Raw genomic sequence first — 15653 nt, forward strand, 5'->3', positions numbered from 1 at the left:
CCGCATCAACGCAGGGTGGAGGGCTGATTCACAGGCGTGAGCGGCCCTCGCCCGTCAAAGAAGGCAATCAGGTTATCCGCCGCCAGGTTGGCCATGGCGCGCCTGGTAGGCACCGTGGCGCTGGCAATGTGCGGCGTGAGCACCACGTTGGGCACGGTCAGCAGGTCGGGGTGCACGCTGGGTTCACCCTCAAACACATCCAGCCCCGCCGCCGCAATGCGACGCTCGCGCAGGGCCACAGCCAGGGCCGCATCGTCCACGATGCCGCCGCGCGCAATGTTGACGAGCGTGGCCGTGGGCTTCATCAGCGCCAGCTCGGCCGCGCCGATGGTGTGGTGCGACGCGGGCGTGTAGGGCACCACCAGCACCACATGGTCTGCGGTGCGCAGCAACTCGTCCTTGCCCACGTAGGTGGCCTTGCATTCGGCCTCCAGTTCGGCCGACAGGCGCGAACGGTTGTGGTAGACCACCTTCATGCCAAAACCATGCGCCCCGCGCTTGGCAATGCCCTGCCCGATGCGGCCCATGCCGATGATGCCCAGCGTGCTGCCGTGGATGTCGCTGCCCGCGAACATGTCGTAGCTCCACTTGGTCCACTTCCCGGCACGCAGGTAATGCTCGCTCTCGGTCATGCGGCGGGCCGTGGCCATCAGCAATGCAAAGCCGAAGTCGGCCGTGGTCTCGGTGAGCACATCGGGCGTGTTGGTGCCCAACACACCCGCGGCGGTCATGGCATCCACGTCAAAGTTGTTGTAGCCCACGGCCATGTTGGCGCAGACCTTGAGGCGCGGCGCAGCGGCCAGCAGTGCGGCATCGATGCGCTGGCTGCCGGTGGTCAGCACACCGTCCTTGTCGGCCAGGCGCGCAGCCAACTCTTGCGGGGTCCAGATCACGTCGTCAGGGTTGGCCTCCACGTCAAAGTGCTCGCGCAGGCGGTCCACGATGTCAGGAAAGATCGCGCGGGCGACCAGGATGCGGGGTTTGCTCATAGCGCTCAAAACTCCAATCAACGGAACCAGATAAACGTCATCACCACAAATAGCGGCACCAGAATGCTGCCGGACCACAGCATGTAACCAAAGAAACTGGGCATCTTCACGCCGCGGTCTTCGGCAATGGCCTTGACCATCATGTTGGGCGCATTGCCGATGTAGCTGTTGGCACCCATGAACACCGAGCCCGCCGAGATGGCGGCCAGCGTGGGGGCCAGGGTGGTCATCAGCACGGCCGGGTCGCCCCCGGCGGTGTTGAAGAAGACCAGGTAGGTCGGCGCGTTGTCGAGGAAGGAGCTGAGCAGCCCGGACGCCCAGAAGTACATGGCCGGGTCAGGTGTGCCGTCCGGCCGCGTGACGGCAGACACCACGGCACCAAAGGGGCCATTGACGCCCGCCTTGAGCATCGCGATCACCGGGATGATGGTGAGGAAGATGCCCGCAAACAGCTTGGCCACTTCCTGCATGGGGCCCCAGCTGAACTGGTTGTCTTCATGCACCTGCTTGGGCGTGATGCGCAGGGACACCAGCGCCACGATGATCAGGCCCACGTCCCGCACGATGCCGGGCAGCCCCACCTCGGCCCCGGCGATGGTGAACGCCACCTGCGACTTCCACAGGCCACTCAGCAGCACCAGCGCCACCACCACGCCCAGCAGTGCAAAGTTGGCCTTACCGTCAAAGCCGATGGCTTTGGTGTCGGGCGTGGGGTCGGCCCTGAGCATCTCTTCGCGCCGGTGGTAGTACCAGGAATCCATCACGAAAAAGATGGCCAGCAGCGAGCCCACCAAAAAGAGGGTCTCGGGGAAGATGTGGCTCACCGTCCAGAAGAAGTCCACCCCCTTCAGGAAGCCCAGGAACAGCGGCGGGTCACCCAAGGGTGTGAGCGAGCCCCCGGCGTTGGACACGATGAAGATGAAAAACACCACCACATGCGCCGTGTGCTTGCGGTTGTCATTGGCGCGGATCAACGGGCGGATGAGCAGCATCGACGCTCCCGTGGTGCCCATGACACTGGCGAGCACCGCGCCAATAGCGAGGATGGCCGTGTTGAGCGCCGGGCTGCCATGCAGGTTGCCCCGGATGTAGATGCCCCCTGCCACGGTAAACAGCGCGGTGAGCAGGATGACGAACGGAATGTATTCGGCCACCAGCGCATGCACAAAACTCGCGCCCGCCGCGCCCGGGCCAAACACCAGCGCAAACGGCACCAGAAAAGCCAGCGCCCAACCGGCTGCGACCTTACCAAAGTGGTGGTGCCAGAAGATGGGCGCCAACAGCGGCATCAAGGCAATCGACAGCAGAATGCCGGCAAAGGGCACGCCCCACAGCACTGACAACGCACTGCCATCAATATCGGCCGCCAGTGCCAGACCCGGCAACGCCGCCAGTAGGCCGGCCACTGCCAGCCCGCGCGAAAATTTCATGGTTCTTGTCTCCGTCTCATTGCTAAAAATCAGGGGACGCAGGGCCATGGCACCTGCGGGGCACGGTCACACCGGCGAAGGGATATCAAACACCTGGCGCAGGTAGGCCAGGTACTTCTCGTCGTCACACATGCCCTTACCCGGCGTGTCCGACAGCTTGGCCACAGGCTGGTCATTGCAGCGCGTCATCTTGATGACGACCTGCAAAGGCTCATGGGCAGGCGGGCTGCCGAGGTCGTTGGTCAGGTTGGTGCCAATGCCAAACGCCAGCTGGCAGCGGCCCCGGAACTGCTGGTACAGCTCGATGGTGCGCGGGATGGTGAGCGCATCGCTGAAGATCAGCGTCTTGGTCAGCGGGTCCACGCGGTTCTTGCGGTAGTGGTCCAGCAAGCGTTCGCCCCAAGCGAACGGGTCGCCGCTGTCATGGCGGGCACCGTCGAACAGTTTGCAGAAGTACAGGTCGAAGTCACGCAGGAAGGCGCTCATGCCGTACACGTCCGACAGCGCAATGCCCAGGTCACCCCGGTATTCCTTGGCCCACATCTCAAAGCCAAACACCTGGCTGTCGCGCAGCCGCGGGCCCAGCGCCTGGCAGGCCTGCAAATATTCGTGCGCCATGGTGCCCAGGGGGGTCACGCCCAGCTTCATCGCGTACAGCACGTTGCTGGTGCCTGCGAACTGCCCGGGGCCTGCGGGTGCACCTGGGCGGCGGTCCCCGGTACCGAGGCGTGCCACCAGCACGCGCAGCACTTCTTCGTGCCAAGCGCGCGAGAAGCGGCGGCGCGTGCCGTAGTCGGCAATCTTGAGGTCGGACAGGCCCTCGCCCTGCAGCAGCGCAATCTTTGCGTCGAGACGGCGGCGGCCTTCCGGAAAGTCGGGCACCTTCTGCGTGTTGCGAAAGTACACCTCGTTGATGATGGCCAACACCGGGATCTCGAACAGGATTGTGTGCAGCCAGGGCCCGCGGATGGTGATGTCGATTTCGCCGTTGTGCTGGGGCACCACGGTGATGTACTTCTCGTTGAGCTTGAACAGGCCCAGAAAGTCCACGAAGTCGCTCTTGATGAATCGCAGCGATCGCAGGTAGGCCAGCTCGGCATCCTGAAAATGCAGGCTGCACAGCGAACGGATCTCATCGCGGATCTCGTTGGCAAACGGTGCCAGCTGCACGCCGGGGTTGCGGCACTTGAACTTGTACTCGACCTGCGCCCCGGGAAACTGGTGCAGCACCACCTGCATCATGGTGAACTTGTACAGGTCGGTGTCGAGCAGGCTGGTGATGATCATGGACAGGGCACGCCTCAGAAACCGCGCACGCTGGGCACGCGATGCTCCGGCCGCAGACCGGACAATAAAGCCGCAAAGTGTAGGCCATCACGGCGCCCGGTGCGCGGCACTGCGGGCGGCGTCAGCCAGCGTTCAGCCGCTGCCGGAAATTCAGGCTGTTCAGGGCCCAAGTGCAAATTGCGCCAGCGCTTGGTGCTATCAAATCAGTGGCAACGGCATGCGGCCGCCGATCAGCCGCCCATCAACTACCCATTAGCCAGGCATGACCAGCGCCTGCAGCACATTGCGCAATGCATCTGGCACCGCCACCGGGCGACGGGTCTCGCGGTCCACATACACGTGGATGAAGTGTCCCGCCGCCGCCGTCAGCGGCTCGCCCTGCGCAAACAGGCCCACCTCGTAACGCACGCTGGAGCCACCCAGCCGCGCGACGCGGATGCCAGCCTCCACTGTCTGCGGGAACGCCAGCGGCGCGAAGTAATTGCATTGGGTCTCGATGACCAGGCCGATGGTCTGGCCCGCATGGATGTCCAGCACGCCCTGGTCGATCAGGTGGGCGTTCACCGCCGTGTCAAACCAGCTGTAGTACACGACGTTGTTCACATGGCCATACACATCGTTGTCGGCCCAGCGTGTGGTGATGGGGCGGAACACGCGGTAGGCGCTGCGCGGCTGCGGAGCCGGGCGGACCGACGCGGAAGAAGCGACAGGAGAGGAGCTGGCGGCAGAGGTCATGGCCGCACATTCTGCCAGCGCTGGTGGTACTGCCAGGCCACGCGCCAGGTGGTGAGCTGCGCCTGCAGCGTGTCTTCCAGGTCGTTACCATACCCGCCCGCCATCACGAACACCGTGGGAATGCGCCGCTGCCAGGCCCAGTCAAACACCCGCCGGTCGCGTGCCTCCAGCCCGTCGTGGGTGACGGCGAGACGCCCCAGTCGGTCGCCCACATGGGGGTCCGCCCCCGCGAGATAAAACACCAGATCCGGTTTGCAGCGATGGTCCAGCGCCTCCAGGGCCTGGTCCAGGGCGTGCAGGTAGTCGTCGTCAGCGCATCCGTCTGGCAGTTCCACGTCCAGGTCACTCGGCTCCTTGCGAAAAGGAAAGTTGCGTGCACCATGCAGCGACAGGGTGAACACGCTATCGTCGCCCTGAAAGATATGGGCCGTGCCATTGCCCTGGTGCACATCCAGGTCGATGACCGCCACCTGCAGCGGCCAGCCCGATCCATCGTTCAGGTGATCGGCCTGTGCCTGCCGGGCAGCCACCGCCACATCGTTGAACACACAAAAGCCACTGCCCTTGTCGGCATATGAGTGGTGGGTGCCGCCAGCCAGGTTGCCGGCCACACCCTCGCGCCAGGCGGCGCGGGTGGCCGCCAGAGTAGCGCCCACCGAGCGGCGAGCGCGCTCTGCCATGGCAGGACTCCAGGGAAACCCGATCTCCCGCTGCGCTGCGGGCGCCAGCGTGCCCTGGGCGACGGCGTCGATGTACTGCGGGCTGTGCACGCGCACCAGTGCCTCATCCGATGCTGGCAGGGCTTCTTTCAACAGCACGTCAGGCAGGTGCTGGGCGATCCGGTCGCGCAGCATGCGGTACTTGGCCATGGGGAAGCGGTGACCATCCGGCAAAGGCAACACGAAGTGGTCGGCGTAGTAGGCGTGCATGACGCAATTGTGGCAAGCCGGGGATTTCTGGGTGATCGTGTCTAATTTGCTGCAATGCAACAAAAAGCCCTTGCAATAGCGCTGCAAGTCCCTAAAATTCAACCCATGCTGCACTGCAACATGATCCAACAGGTCAAGGTCAGCGCAGATGTCTGTGAACCACCCGGCCCCCTGGGCCCTCATTTTTAGGAGATATGACATGTCGCTGACCGCAGAACAAATCCTGGCATCCCACAAGGCCAACATCGAAACCCTGTTTGGCTTGACCACCAAGGCTTTCGAAGGCGTGGAAAAGCTGGTCGAACTGAACGTGACCGCTTCGCGCGCTGCCCTGTCCGAAGCCGCCAACCACACGCAAGCCGTGCTGGGCGTGAAGGACGCACAAGAACTGCTGGCCCTGCAAGCTGGCCTGTTCCAGCCCCTGGCTGAAAAGACCGCTGCTTACAGCCGCCACCTGTACGACATCGCATCGGGCACGGGCGCTGAGTTCGGCAAGGCTTTCGAAGCCCAGGCCACCGACGCACAGAAGGCTTTCACCAACCTGGTGGACAGCGCCGCCAAGAACGCCCCCGCCGGTTCCGAAACCGCTGTGGCCGTGATGAAGAGCGCCGTGTCTGCCGCCAACAACGCGTTCGAGTCGGTACAAAAGGCTGTGAAGCAAGCGTCTGATGTGGCTGAAGCCAACTTCAACGCCGTGGCCAACACCGCTGCCAACGCTGCCAAGACGGCCGCTCCCCGCAAGCGTTAATCGCCCTACCTGCGGTCTGGAGTGCAACCTCTAGGCCGTGTTCAGGGAATACCCTGATAATTCAACCCATGCGCTGCTGACCTTGTCTACAGCGCCTCAGTTGTCTCCTTGGATCCTCTCGAAACCCCCGTTTCAAGGATCCTTTTAAAGCCCGGTTTTACGACCGGGCTTTTTTTTGGCCTGACCACCCACAGGCCGCAAGCGTGGGAACGGGCCCGCGCAGCGAACCGATCTTTTTACGGTGGTCCGGCATCCACGGCATTCGGCCCTTGCGCCACCTCAAACCCGGACCCGAAATCCGGCCTTTGCGCAAGACATTGATCAAGAATAATTCGCGTTTGCTTTATCATTGACGCAGTTTCAACCCCGAAAGACGCAACCCATGTCGAAGACTGTGAAAGCCTTGCTGAGCGCTTGTGCCCTGGCCGCCGCTGCAGGCGCCGTGCACGCCCAGGAACAAGTGGTCAACCTCTACTCGGCCCGCCACTACTCCACCGACGAAGCGCTGTACACCGGCTTTACCAAGGCCACGGGCATCAAGATCAACCGTGTGGACGCGGACGATGCCGGTATCCTGGCCCGGCTGAAGGCCGAAGGCGCCGCCTCGCCCGCCGACGTGATCCTGCTGGTGGACGCAGCCCGCCTGTACAAGGGCGAGGTCGATGGCCTGTTTCAGCCCATCCAGTCCAAGGTACTGAACGATGCCATCCCCGCTAATCTGCGCAGCCAGCCGGCAGCGGACGGCGGCATCTCGTGGTTTGGCCTGTCCACCCGCGCGCGCGTCATCGTCTACAACAAGGTCAAGATGCAGAAGGCCGATGTGGACACCTACGAAGAACTGGGTGACCCCAAGAACAAGGGCAAGCTGTGCATCCGCTCCGGCTCGCACCCCTACAACCTGAGCCTGTTCGGCGCTGTGACGGAACACATGGGCGAACAGAAGGCCGAAGCCTGGCTCAAGGGCATGGTGGCCAACCTGGCCCGCCCACCCAAGGGCGGCGACACCGACCAGATCAAGGCCGTGGCTGCGGGCGAGTGCGACATCGCCGTGACCAACACCTACTACCTGGCGCGCATGATGCGCTCCAACAAGCCCGAAGACGTGGCTGTGGTCAACAAGGTGGGCGTGGTGTTCCCCAACCAGGAATCCTGGGGCACGCACCTGAACATCGCCGGCGGCGCGGTGGCCAAGCACTCCAAGAACCAGGCCAACGCCATCAAGTTCCTCGAATATCTGGCCAGCCCCGAGGCACAGAACTATTTTGCAAACGGCAACAACGAGTGGCCTGCTGCCAAGGGCGTGGCACTGGACAACCCGGCACTCAAGGCCATGACCGGCGGCAAGCCTTTCAAGAGCGAGACCATCCCGATCAGCGCGGTGGGTGCCAACACCACCAAGGTGCAGCAGATGCTGGACCGCGTGGGCTTCCAGTAACCCGCCCTGCCCTCCCCCAACACAAGCCCGGCCTGGTCCGGGCTTTTTTTTGCGTTCAGCACGGTAGGGAGATGCGCCATAATTGACGTTTACGTTAACGTCACTTACTGGAGACAACCATGGACATCCAAGGCAAGGTATTCATCGTCACCGGCGGCGCATCGGGCCTGGGCGAAGGCACGGCACGCATGCTGGCCGCCCAGGGCGGCACCGTGGTCATTGCCGACATGCAGGCAGAAAAAGGCGAAGCCGTGGCCAAGGAAATCGGCGGCGCGTTCGTGAAATGCGATGTGAGCAACGAGGCAGACGGCCAGGCCGTGGTGGCCAAGGCCGTGTCGCTGGGCAAACTGGTGGGCCTGGTGAACTGCGCCGGCATCGCCCCCGCAGAGAAGACCGTGGGCAAGAACGGCGCGCATGCGCTGGCCCTGTTCAGTAAGACCATCACGGTCAACCTGATCGGCAGCTTCAACATGATCCGCCTGGCCGCCGAGGCCATGAGCAAGAACGAACCCGAATCCACCGGCGAGCGTGGCGTGCTGATCTCCACGGCCAGCGTGGCTGCCTATGACGGCCAGATCGGCCAGGCCGCTTATGCAGCGTCCAAGGGCGGCGTGGTGGGCATGACCCTGCCGATTGCCCGTGACCTGGCGCGCAACGGCATCCGCAACATGACCATTGCCCCCGGCATCTTCGGCACCCCCATGCTGTTTGGCATGCCGCAGGAAGTGCAGGACGCGCTGGCCGCGGGCGTGCCCTTCCCCAGCCGCCTGGGCACCCCCCAGGACTACGCCAAGCTGGTGCGCCACATCCTCGAAAACGACATGCTCAATGGCGAGGTGATCCGTCTGGACGGTGCCATTCGCCTGGCACCACGCTGAGCTGGGGATTGAGTTAAAGAGGCATGTCTGAATGCTACTCTTTCGATAGCACCTCAGGCATATTCCTCTAGCGCATGGTGCCTGTTTGGCACAAAAAGTCGTCCACAAGGGGCCCGGAAAGGCCGCAGGGCTACTGAGAGCCAAACACTTTGCTGATGCCCACCCGACCGCCGCGCTCACAACGCGGCGGTTTCGTTGTGGCGGTGGCTTACCTCGGTCTCCCACCTTCTCAACCCAAGACTGTGTGGCCTTGAGTGAGAAGCCCCTCCAAGTCGGCAGCTGGCACGGGGCGGCTGAAGTGGTAGCCCTGCCCGGTGTCGCAGCCCAGTCCCCAAAGCACATCACGCTGCGCAGCCGTCTCCACGCCCTCGGCAATGGTTTCCAGGCCCAGGCTTTGCGCCAGACCGATGATGGCGCGCACGATGTGGGGCGCGCTGGGGTCGTCGCCCAAATGCCGCACAAACGACTGGTCGATCTTGAGCTTGTGCACCTTGAGGCGCTGGATATAGCTGAACGATGAGTACCCGGTCCCAAAGTCGTCAATGGACAGCTGAACACCCAGGTCATACAGCTGCCGCACGATGGCAATCACCTGCTCTGGCGCATCCATGGCGATGCTCTCGGTCAGCTCCAGCTCCAACATTTGCGACGGCACCCCGCTGTCGGCCAGCGCCCGGCCCACCATGTCCACCAGACCCGGATGGCGAAACTGCACCATCGACAGGTTCACCGCCACCACCAGCTCGGTGTGGCCTGCATCACGCCATTGCCTGGCCTGGGCCAGCGCGGTGCGCAGCACCCATTCGCCAATGCCCAGAATCTGGCCACTGCTCTCGGCCACCGGGATGAATTCGGCCGGACTGACGGCACCCAGCTCGGGGTGCGTCCAGCGCAGTAAGGCCTCCACGCCCACCAGTCGCCGGTCTTTCAGCCGGATTTGTGGCTGGTAGTGCAGTGTCAGCTGGCCCAGCACCAAAGCACTGCGCAGGGCGTTCTCAATCTGCAGTACCCTGAGCGACCGGGCCTGCATGTCCGCCGAGAAAAACCGGTAGGTGTCACGCCCGGACTCTTTGGCACGGAACATGGCCGCATCGGCGCGCTGCGCCAGGGTCTCGAAGTCCCCCCCATCCTCGGGGTACATCGCAATACCGATGGAAGAAGTCACCACCAGCTCGTGGTGCTCCAGCTTGCAGATACGGCGCACCTGCGCCTGCAGCTCGTCGGCCACATGGGCCGCCTGCTGCGCATCGGTGAGCGGCAGCACGATCACGAACTCATCCCCGCCCTGCCGGGACACCGTGTCCTCATCGCGCACCACCGACTGCAATCGGTGCGCGATCTCGATTAGCAAGCCGTCCCCTACCTGGTGACCGAGCGAGTCGTTCACATTCTTGAAGTGATCCAGGTCCAGGTACAGCAGCGCGAGCTGATGGCCGCTGCGTTGCGTCAGTGCAAGGGCCTGGCTGAACCGGGACGCGAACATCGTGCGGTTGGGCAGGCCCGTCAGCGCATCGAAGTTGATCAGCTTGCGGATGCGCTCCTCATCACGCCGGCGCTCCGTCACGTCTTCCTGCACCGCCAGATAGTGGGTGATGCGGCCCTGCTCGTCGTGCAGTGGCGAGATGATGGCGGACTCGTTGTACTCGCCGCCGCCCTTGCGGCGGTTGACGAACTCGCCGCGCCACGGACGGCCGGATGTCAGATGCGCCCACAGGTCGGCATACACGCTGGCAGGCGTGGCCCCGGCGCTCAGCAGACGCGGGTTACGGCCAATCACCTCCTCGGGGCTGTAGCCTGTCGTGGCGGTGAACGCGGGGTTCACGTATTCGATGTTGCCGTCAGCGCCTGCAATGAAGATGGAGTTGGGCGCCTGCTCCACGGCATGCCGCAGCTTGCGCAAGGTATCCAGCATCTGTACCCGCTGCGTGATGTCGCGGGACAGCACCACGAAGTGATCATCCGTTTCATCGTCCATTCCCTTGCGCGCCACGGACAACTCAAACCAGTGCTGCCCATCGGGCAGGTCCAGTGCGTACTGGAAGTCGCGGGCCAGGCCCTGCTCCGCTGCGGCATTGATCGCAGCCTGCGCCACACCTGCCGCCGCAGGAGGCAGGATGTCGTGGATCGAACGCCCCACGACCTCGCTGGCGGGCATCAGCAGCAATTCAGGCTGGCGCGTATGGATCTGCACATAGCGACCGTCGCGGGTCACCTCGAACATCAGGTCAGGCACGGCGTCCAGCACGGCCCGCATGGCCTTGTCGGACTGCTTGAGTACCCGGTACGGCGCCTCGATGGTGCCCACAAAAATGGCCCGGTACAGGTAGTAGTACCCCACCACCTTGTACACATGGCCCAGCAGATTGAAGGGGTCGGTCGCGACGACGTAGAACGTGAAAAAAAACTCGCTCAGGGCCATCACCCACACGGCGGCGAACAACCTGGCCACATCAAAGGCGGCACGCTCCCGCGCCCAGTGCAGCAGCACGCCCAGCGACGCCGCGTACAAGGCCACCACGCCGTACTCGGAAGCAATCTTGAACCGTGTAAGCCCCTGGTCGTCGTAGGTCTGCGGGTACCACTGTGGAAACAAGAACACAACGGCGTGGATGACTGCAACAACGGCCAGTACCAGCGCCAGCACTAAAAATCTGCCAGGGCCAGGTGCTGCTGCATCGCCGGGCACGCGCCAATGCAACGCCACCGCGCTCAGGAGCGTCATCGCCCCCAGGTATCGCGCGGGCAACCAGAAATTGATGCCCTTGGCCACCGAGTTGGGCGTGATGTAGTCGGGCATGCCGGCGAATGACAGCATGTGCGAAAAATCGAGGATCGCCACGCCCAGAAAGCCGCAGGCCAGGATGAGCACGTTGCGCTGCGGATTGAGACTGTGCGCCTTCCAACCCACCGCAAACACCAGGGCAGACACTGCAATGGACAGCGTCTCCAGCACTTGGTGCAATGTGAGGTAATGCCCCACCCGCTGTGGGCTGGCCACCGAAAAATAGACCCACGCTGCGATCACCCCACCGGTTAACAGGGAAAGTACCGGCGCCACGGCTTTGAAGCTGGCCAGGTGCTGTGGGTGGATCTGCAGCCGAATAAGGTTCATGGGCGCTGGATGGATCTGTGAGGACCGCCTGAGCGGTATGGCGGCGTAGCCGGGTACCGACGATTCTTGCACAGGCCCCACCACTTGTAACAGGTCGAATCCCAGTAGCGGTCCCTGTCTCACGCTGCCTGCACGGCCTGCCAGTGCAGGAGGGATCAGAACAATGCATAAAAAAACCGCTGCAGCCTTGCGACTGCAGCGGTTGATATCTGGCGGAGTGGACGGGACTCGAACCCGCGACCCCCGGCGTGACAGGCCGGTATTCTAACCAACTGAACTACCACTCCTGGCAGGCAGCTTTTCGCTTGTATTTATCAACACAAGCCAAGTGCTACAAACTTGGCGACCCCACGGGGATTCGAACCCCGGTACTCACCGTGAAAGGGTGATGTCCTAGGCCTCTAGACGATGGGGTCAAAACCTTGGAACTAACCGAAATACCACTAACAAATTTGGTGGAGGTAAACGGGATCGAACCGATGACCTCTTGCATGCCATGCAAGCGCTCTCCCAGCTGAGCTATACCCCCAAACTTCTTTGGCTTATGCCAAAGAAAAACCAGTGCACCCAAAAGAGCTGCAAAGGCTTATGACTGGCGGAGTGGACGGGACTCGAACCCGCGACCCCCGGCGTGACAGGCCGGTATTCTAACCAACTGAACTACCACTCCTGGCAGGCAGCTTTTCGCTTGTATTTATCAACACAAGCCAAGTGCTACAAACTTGGCGACCCTACGGGGATTCGAACCCCGGTACTCACCGTGAAAGGGTGATGTCCTAGGCCTCTAGACGATAGGGTCAAAACCTTGGAACTAACCGTTATCAAGCGACGTGGTGGAGGTAAACGGGATCGAACCGATGACCTCTTGCATGCCATGCAAGCGCTCTCCCAGCTGAGCTATACCCCCACTGAATGACTTCAAACACTTTGTATTTGTTGTCATCACCTGAGCCTTGAATTATAGACAGATTTTTAGCGGTTTCGCAAACGCGCTATAACTTTTTCACGTCCGACCAGTTCCAGCACAGCATCGACCGATGGCGTGTGGGCGGTTCCGACCGTCAGGACACGCGCAGGCATCGCCAGCTGGGGCATCTTCAGACCCTGAGCCGTCAGCACCTGCTTGAATGCCGCGCTGATGGATGCCTTGTCCCACTCGCAGGCAGACAGTGCATCAGCCAGTGCGTCCAGAGCGGGCGCAACGGCGTCGGTGACATGCTGAGCGCGCTCTGCATCCACCGGAGTCACGTCGCCATAGAACACCTGCGCCCAGTTGGCAAGCACGACGGTGGTGTCGCACCGGTCTTTGAACAGCGCACAGATCCGGGGCAGACGCCCGTCGGCCAGCGCCTCAGCCGAAACACCACGCGCCTGCAATTGCGGAGCAATCAGCGCGGCCAAAGCGTCGTCAGCCATGGCTTTCAGGTGCTGGGCATTCACCCAGCGCAGCTTGGCTTCGTCAAACTGCGCAGCGCTGCGGCCCAGATGGTCGAGGTTGAACCACTGCAGAAACTGCTCGCGGCTGAAGATCTCATCGTCGCCGTGACTCCAGCCCAGACGCGCCAGATAGTTCACCATGGCATCGGGCAGATAACCTTCATCGCGGTATTGCGTCACCGGCTTGGCGCCGTTGCGCTTGCTCATCTTCTCGCCCTGCTCGTTCAGCACGGTGGGCAGGTGGGCATAGACCGGAGGTTCCTTGCCCAGGGCGCGGAAGATGTTGATCTGACGCGGCGTGTTGTTCACATGGTCATCGCCTCGGATCACGTGCGTGATCGCCATGTCGATATCGTCCACCACCACGCAGAAGTTGTAGGTGGGCGTGCCATCGGGCCGTGCAATGACCAGATCATCCAGCTCATCATTGCTGATCTCAATGCGGCCCTTGACCTTGTCGTCCCAGGCCACAACGCCGCCCTGTGGGTTCTTGAAGCGCAGCACCGGCTGCACGCCCTCAGGAATGGCTGGCAAGGTCTTGCCAGCTTCAGGACGCCATGTGCCGTCGTAGCGAGGCTTCTCCTTGGCAGCCATCTGCCGCTCGCGCAGGGCATCCAGCTCAGCCACGCTCATGTAGCAGGGATACACGTGACCGGCGGCCTGCAACTCTGCAAGGACCGCCTTGTAACGATCCATGCGCTGCATCTGATAGAACGGGCCTTCGTCGTGGTTCAGACCCAACCAGGCCATGCCCTCGATGATGACGTCCACCGCCGCCTGGCTGGAGCGCTCCAGGTCGGTGTCTTCGATGCGCAAAATGAAATCCCCCCCCGTGGCACGGGCAAACGCCCAGGGATACAGCGCCGAGCGGATATTGCCCAGGTGGATGAAGCCGGTGGGAGACGGTGCAAAACGGGTGCGTATGCGGCCCGTGCTGGTGGCAGTGGTTTCAGTCATAACAATCAATGCTGGCCCTCCATGGGGCCAGTTCAAACTAGGATCAATCCGTCGGGCGCAGCCCGACCCGGCTAGGGCATCACGCGCACAACCGGGGGCACAGCATCGCGTGCGATGGTCCGCGGTGGCTGCGCAAGCCCTTGGCTACGCTTCCTGCGCATTGGGCAAAGCAAGGCGCGAGGTATCTTCCTCGCCCTCCTCTGCACCTACACGCCCCTCATTCAGGCTGGCAATCCCTTCCGCAGTGATGTCACCCGTCACGTACACGCCGTCAAAACACGACGCATCGAACCCGACAATCGCACTGTTGAGCGCACCCACAGCCCTCTTCATGCCATCTACATCCTGATAGATGAGAGCGTCGCAGCCGATGGCCTGGCGAATCTCTTCGACCGTGCGACCGTGGGCCACCAGTTCGCTGCTGGTGGGCATGTCGATGCCATACACGTTGGGGTAGCGCACGGGCGGCGCCGCGCTGGCGAGGTACACCTTGCGGGCCCCCGCGTCGCGTGCCATCTGCACGATCTCGCGGCTGGTGGTGCCACGCACGATGGAGTCGTCCACCAGCAACACGTTGCGGCCTTTGAATTCGCTGCCAATCACATTGAGCTTCTGGCGCACCGACTTTTTGCGCACGCCCTGCCCCGGCATGATGAAGGTGCGGCCCACGTAGCGGTTCTTGACGAAACCTTCCCGGTACGGGACGCCGAGCAGATGTGCCAGCTGGGTAGCGCTGGGGCGGCTCGACTCGGGGATGGGGATGATCACATCGATCTCGTTGGGCGGCACGGTGGACACCACACGCTTGGCCAAGGCTTCACCCAGGTTCAGACGGGCCTGGTAGACCGAGATGCCGTCAAGCACCGAATCGGGCCGCGCGAGGTACACGAACTCGAAGATGCAAGGGTTGAGCTGCGGGTTCTCTGCGCACTGGCTGGCGTGAACCTGTCCGTCCAGCGTGATGAAAATCGCTTCGCCCGGATTGATGTTGCGCTCGAACACATGGGAGGTGCCCTCCAGCGCCACCGACTCACTGCCCACCATCACGGTGCCGTCCTGGCTGCGGCCCATGGCCAGCGGGCGGATGCCGTGCGGGTCGCGGAAGGCCAGCAGACCGTGGCCTGCGATCAGCGCGATCACAGCATAGGAACCCTTGATGCGCTTGTGCACCGCACGCACGGCGGTGAAAACGTCCTCGGGCTGCAGAGGCACGCCCCGCGTGGCGCGTTCGAGTTCGTGCGCAAACACGTTCAGAAGGACTTCCGAATCACTTTCCGTGTTGGTGTGGCGGTGGTCCGTCTGGAACAGCTCGGTCCGCAGTTCGCGGGCGTTCGTCAGATTACCGTTGTGCACCAACACGATGCCGAACGGGGCATTGACGTAAAACGGTTGCGCCTCTTCTTCGCTGTAGGCGTTGCCGGCGGTGGGGTAACGCACCTGGCCCAGCCCCACATTGCCCGGCAGAGCGCGCATGTTGCGCGTGCGAAAAACGTCGCGCACCATGCCCTTGGCCTTGTGCATGAAGAATTTGCGGCCCTGCTGGGTCACGATGCCAGCAGCATCCTGGCCACGATGCTGCAAAAGCAGCAAAGCGTCATAGATCAGCTGATTGACGGGCGCAGGACTGACGACGCCGACGATTCCACACATAGTTGTATTCCATCCGTTTGCGGGAACAGCCCCGCGGTCATCCAACGGCAGCAGCTTCTGGCCGCT

At 62.7% G+C, this 15653-nt stretch carries 11 protein-coding genes and 6 tRNA genes; 3 read left to right on the top strand and 14 right to left on the bottom strand.

Annotated elements, in window-relative coordinates; translation table 11 throughout:
* Positions 1-5: 5 nt before the first annotated feature.
* The 5 genes from CLU87_RS11100 to CLU87_RS11120 form a co-directional block, all read right to left on the bottom strand.
* Positions 6-989 (bottom strand): D-glycerate dehydrogenase, encoded by a 984-nt coding sequence (locus CLU87_RS11100; RefSeq protein WP_099730485.1) that lies wholly within the window; start codon positions 987-989, stop codon positions 6-8.
* Between the two features lie 17 nt (positions 990-1006).
* A complete protein-coding gene (locus CLU87_RS11105) occupies positions 1007-2419 on the bottom strand; it encodes a sodium:proton antiporter (protein ID WP_099730486.1) in 1413 nt (470 codons plus the stop codon).
* A 66-nt stretch (positions 2420-2485) separates the two neighbouring features.
* Positions 2486-3706 carry a nicotinate phosphoribosyltransferase gene (gene pncB, locus CLU87_RS11110; protein WP_099730487.1) on the bottom strand — a complete coding sequence of 407 codons (1221 nt, stop codon included), beginning with the start codon at positions 3704-3706 and terminating at the stop codon, positions 2486-2488.
* A gap of 252 nt (positions 3707-3958) precedes the next feature.
* A complete protein-coding gene (locus CLU87_RS11115) occupies positions 3959-4441 on the bottom strand; it encodes a thioesterase family protein (protein WP_099730488.1) in 483 nt (160 codons plus the stop codon).
* Entirely contained in the window at positions 4438-5370 is a 933-nt protein-coding gene (locus CLU87_RS11120; protein ID WP_099730489.1) for a histone deacetylase, read from the bottom strand. Before CLU87_RS11120 ends, CLU87_RS11115 begins: the two co-directional genes overlap by 4 nt.
* Positions 5371-5569: 199 nt before the next feature.
* Between CLU87_RS11120 and CLU87_RS11125 the strand changes: the two genes are divergently transcribed.
* The 3 genes from CLU87_RS11125 to CLU87_RS11135 all read left to right on the top strand — a co-directional run bounded on the left by CLU87_RS11125 (position 5570) and on the right by CLU87_RS11135 (position 8431).
* A complete protein-coding gene (locus tag CLU87_RS11125) occupies positions 5570-6118 on the top strand; it encodes a phasin family protein (protein ID WP_056063715.1) in 549 nt (182 codons plus the stop codon).
* Positions 6119-6500: 382 nt separating this feature from the next.
* Positions 6501-7553 (top strand): extracellular solute-binding protein, encoded by a 1053-nt coding sequence (locus tag CLU87_RS11130; protein WP_099730490.1) that lies wholly within the window; start codon positions 6501-6503, stop codon positions 7551-7553.
* Between the two features lie 119 nt (positions 7554-7672).
* Complete coding sequence (locus CLU87_RS11135) at positions 7673-8431, top strand: 3-hydroxyacyl-CoA dehydrogenase (protein ID WP_015014461.1); 759 nt, start codon at positions 7673-7675, stop codon at positions 8429-8431.
* A gap of 229 nt (positions 8432-8660) precedes the next feature.
* Here CLU87_RS11135 and CLU87_RS11140 read toward each other — a convergent pair whose 3' ends face one another.
* From CLU87_RS11140 to purF, 9 genes are all read right to left on the bottom strand, one after another.
* The gene (locus CLU87_RS11140; protein WP_099730491.1) at positions 8661-11543 is read right to left on the bottom strand and encodes an EAL domain-containing protein; all 2883 of its coding nucleotides are present in this window, start codon (positions 11541-11543) and stop codon (positions 8661-8663) included.
* A gap of 210 nt (positions 11544-11753) precedes the next feature.
* Positions 11754-11830 (bottom strand) — tRNA-Asp (locus CLU87_RS11145).
* A 53-nt stretch (positions 11831-11883) separates the two neighbouring features.
* Positions 11884-11959 (bottom strand) — tRNA-Glu (locus CLU87_RS11150).
* 37 nt (positions 11960-11996) lie between these two features.
* Positions 11997-12072, bottom strand: a tRNA-Ala gene (locus CLU87_RS11155).
* Between the two features lie 64 nt (positions 12073-12136).
* Positions 12137-12213, bottom strand: a tRNA-Asp gene (locus CLU87_RS11160).
* A gap of 53 nt (positions 12214-12266) precedes the next feature.
* A tRNA-Glu gene (locus tag CLU87_RS11165) sits at positions 12267-12342 on the bottom strand.
* Positions 12343-12374: 32 nt separating this feature from the next.
* Positions 12375-12450, bottom strand: a tRNA-Ala gene (locus CLU87_RS11170).
* Between the two features lie 65 nt (positions 12451-12515).
* Complete coding sequence (gene gltX, locus CLU87_RS11175) at positions 12516-13937, bottom strand: glutamate--tRNA ligase (RefSeq protein ID WP_099730492.1); 1422 nt, start codon at positions 13935-13937, stop codon at positions 12516-12518.
* Between the two features lie 144 nt (positions 13938-14081).
* The gene (gene purF / locus CLU87_RS11180; RefSeq protein WP_056746391.1) at positions 14082-15587 is read right to left on the bottom strand and encodes an amidophosphoribosyltransferase; all 1506 of its coding nucleotides are present in this window, start codon (positions 15585-15587) and stop codon (positions 14082-14084) included.
* Between the last annotated feature and the right edge of the window lie 66 nt (positions 15588-15653).

The organism is Acidovorax sp. 59, from assembly GCF_002754175.1.
In the GTDB taxonomy this organism is placed as follows: Bacteria; Pseudomonadota; Gammaproteobacteria; order Burkholderiales; family Burkholderiaceae_C; genus Acidovorax; species Acidovorax delafieldii.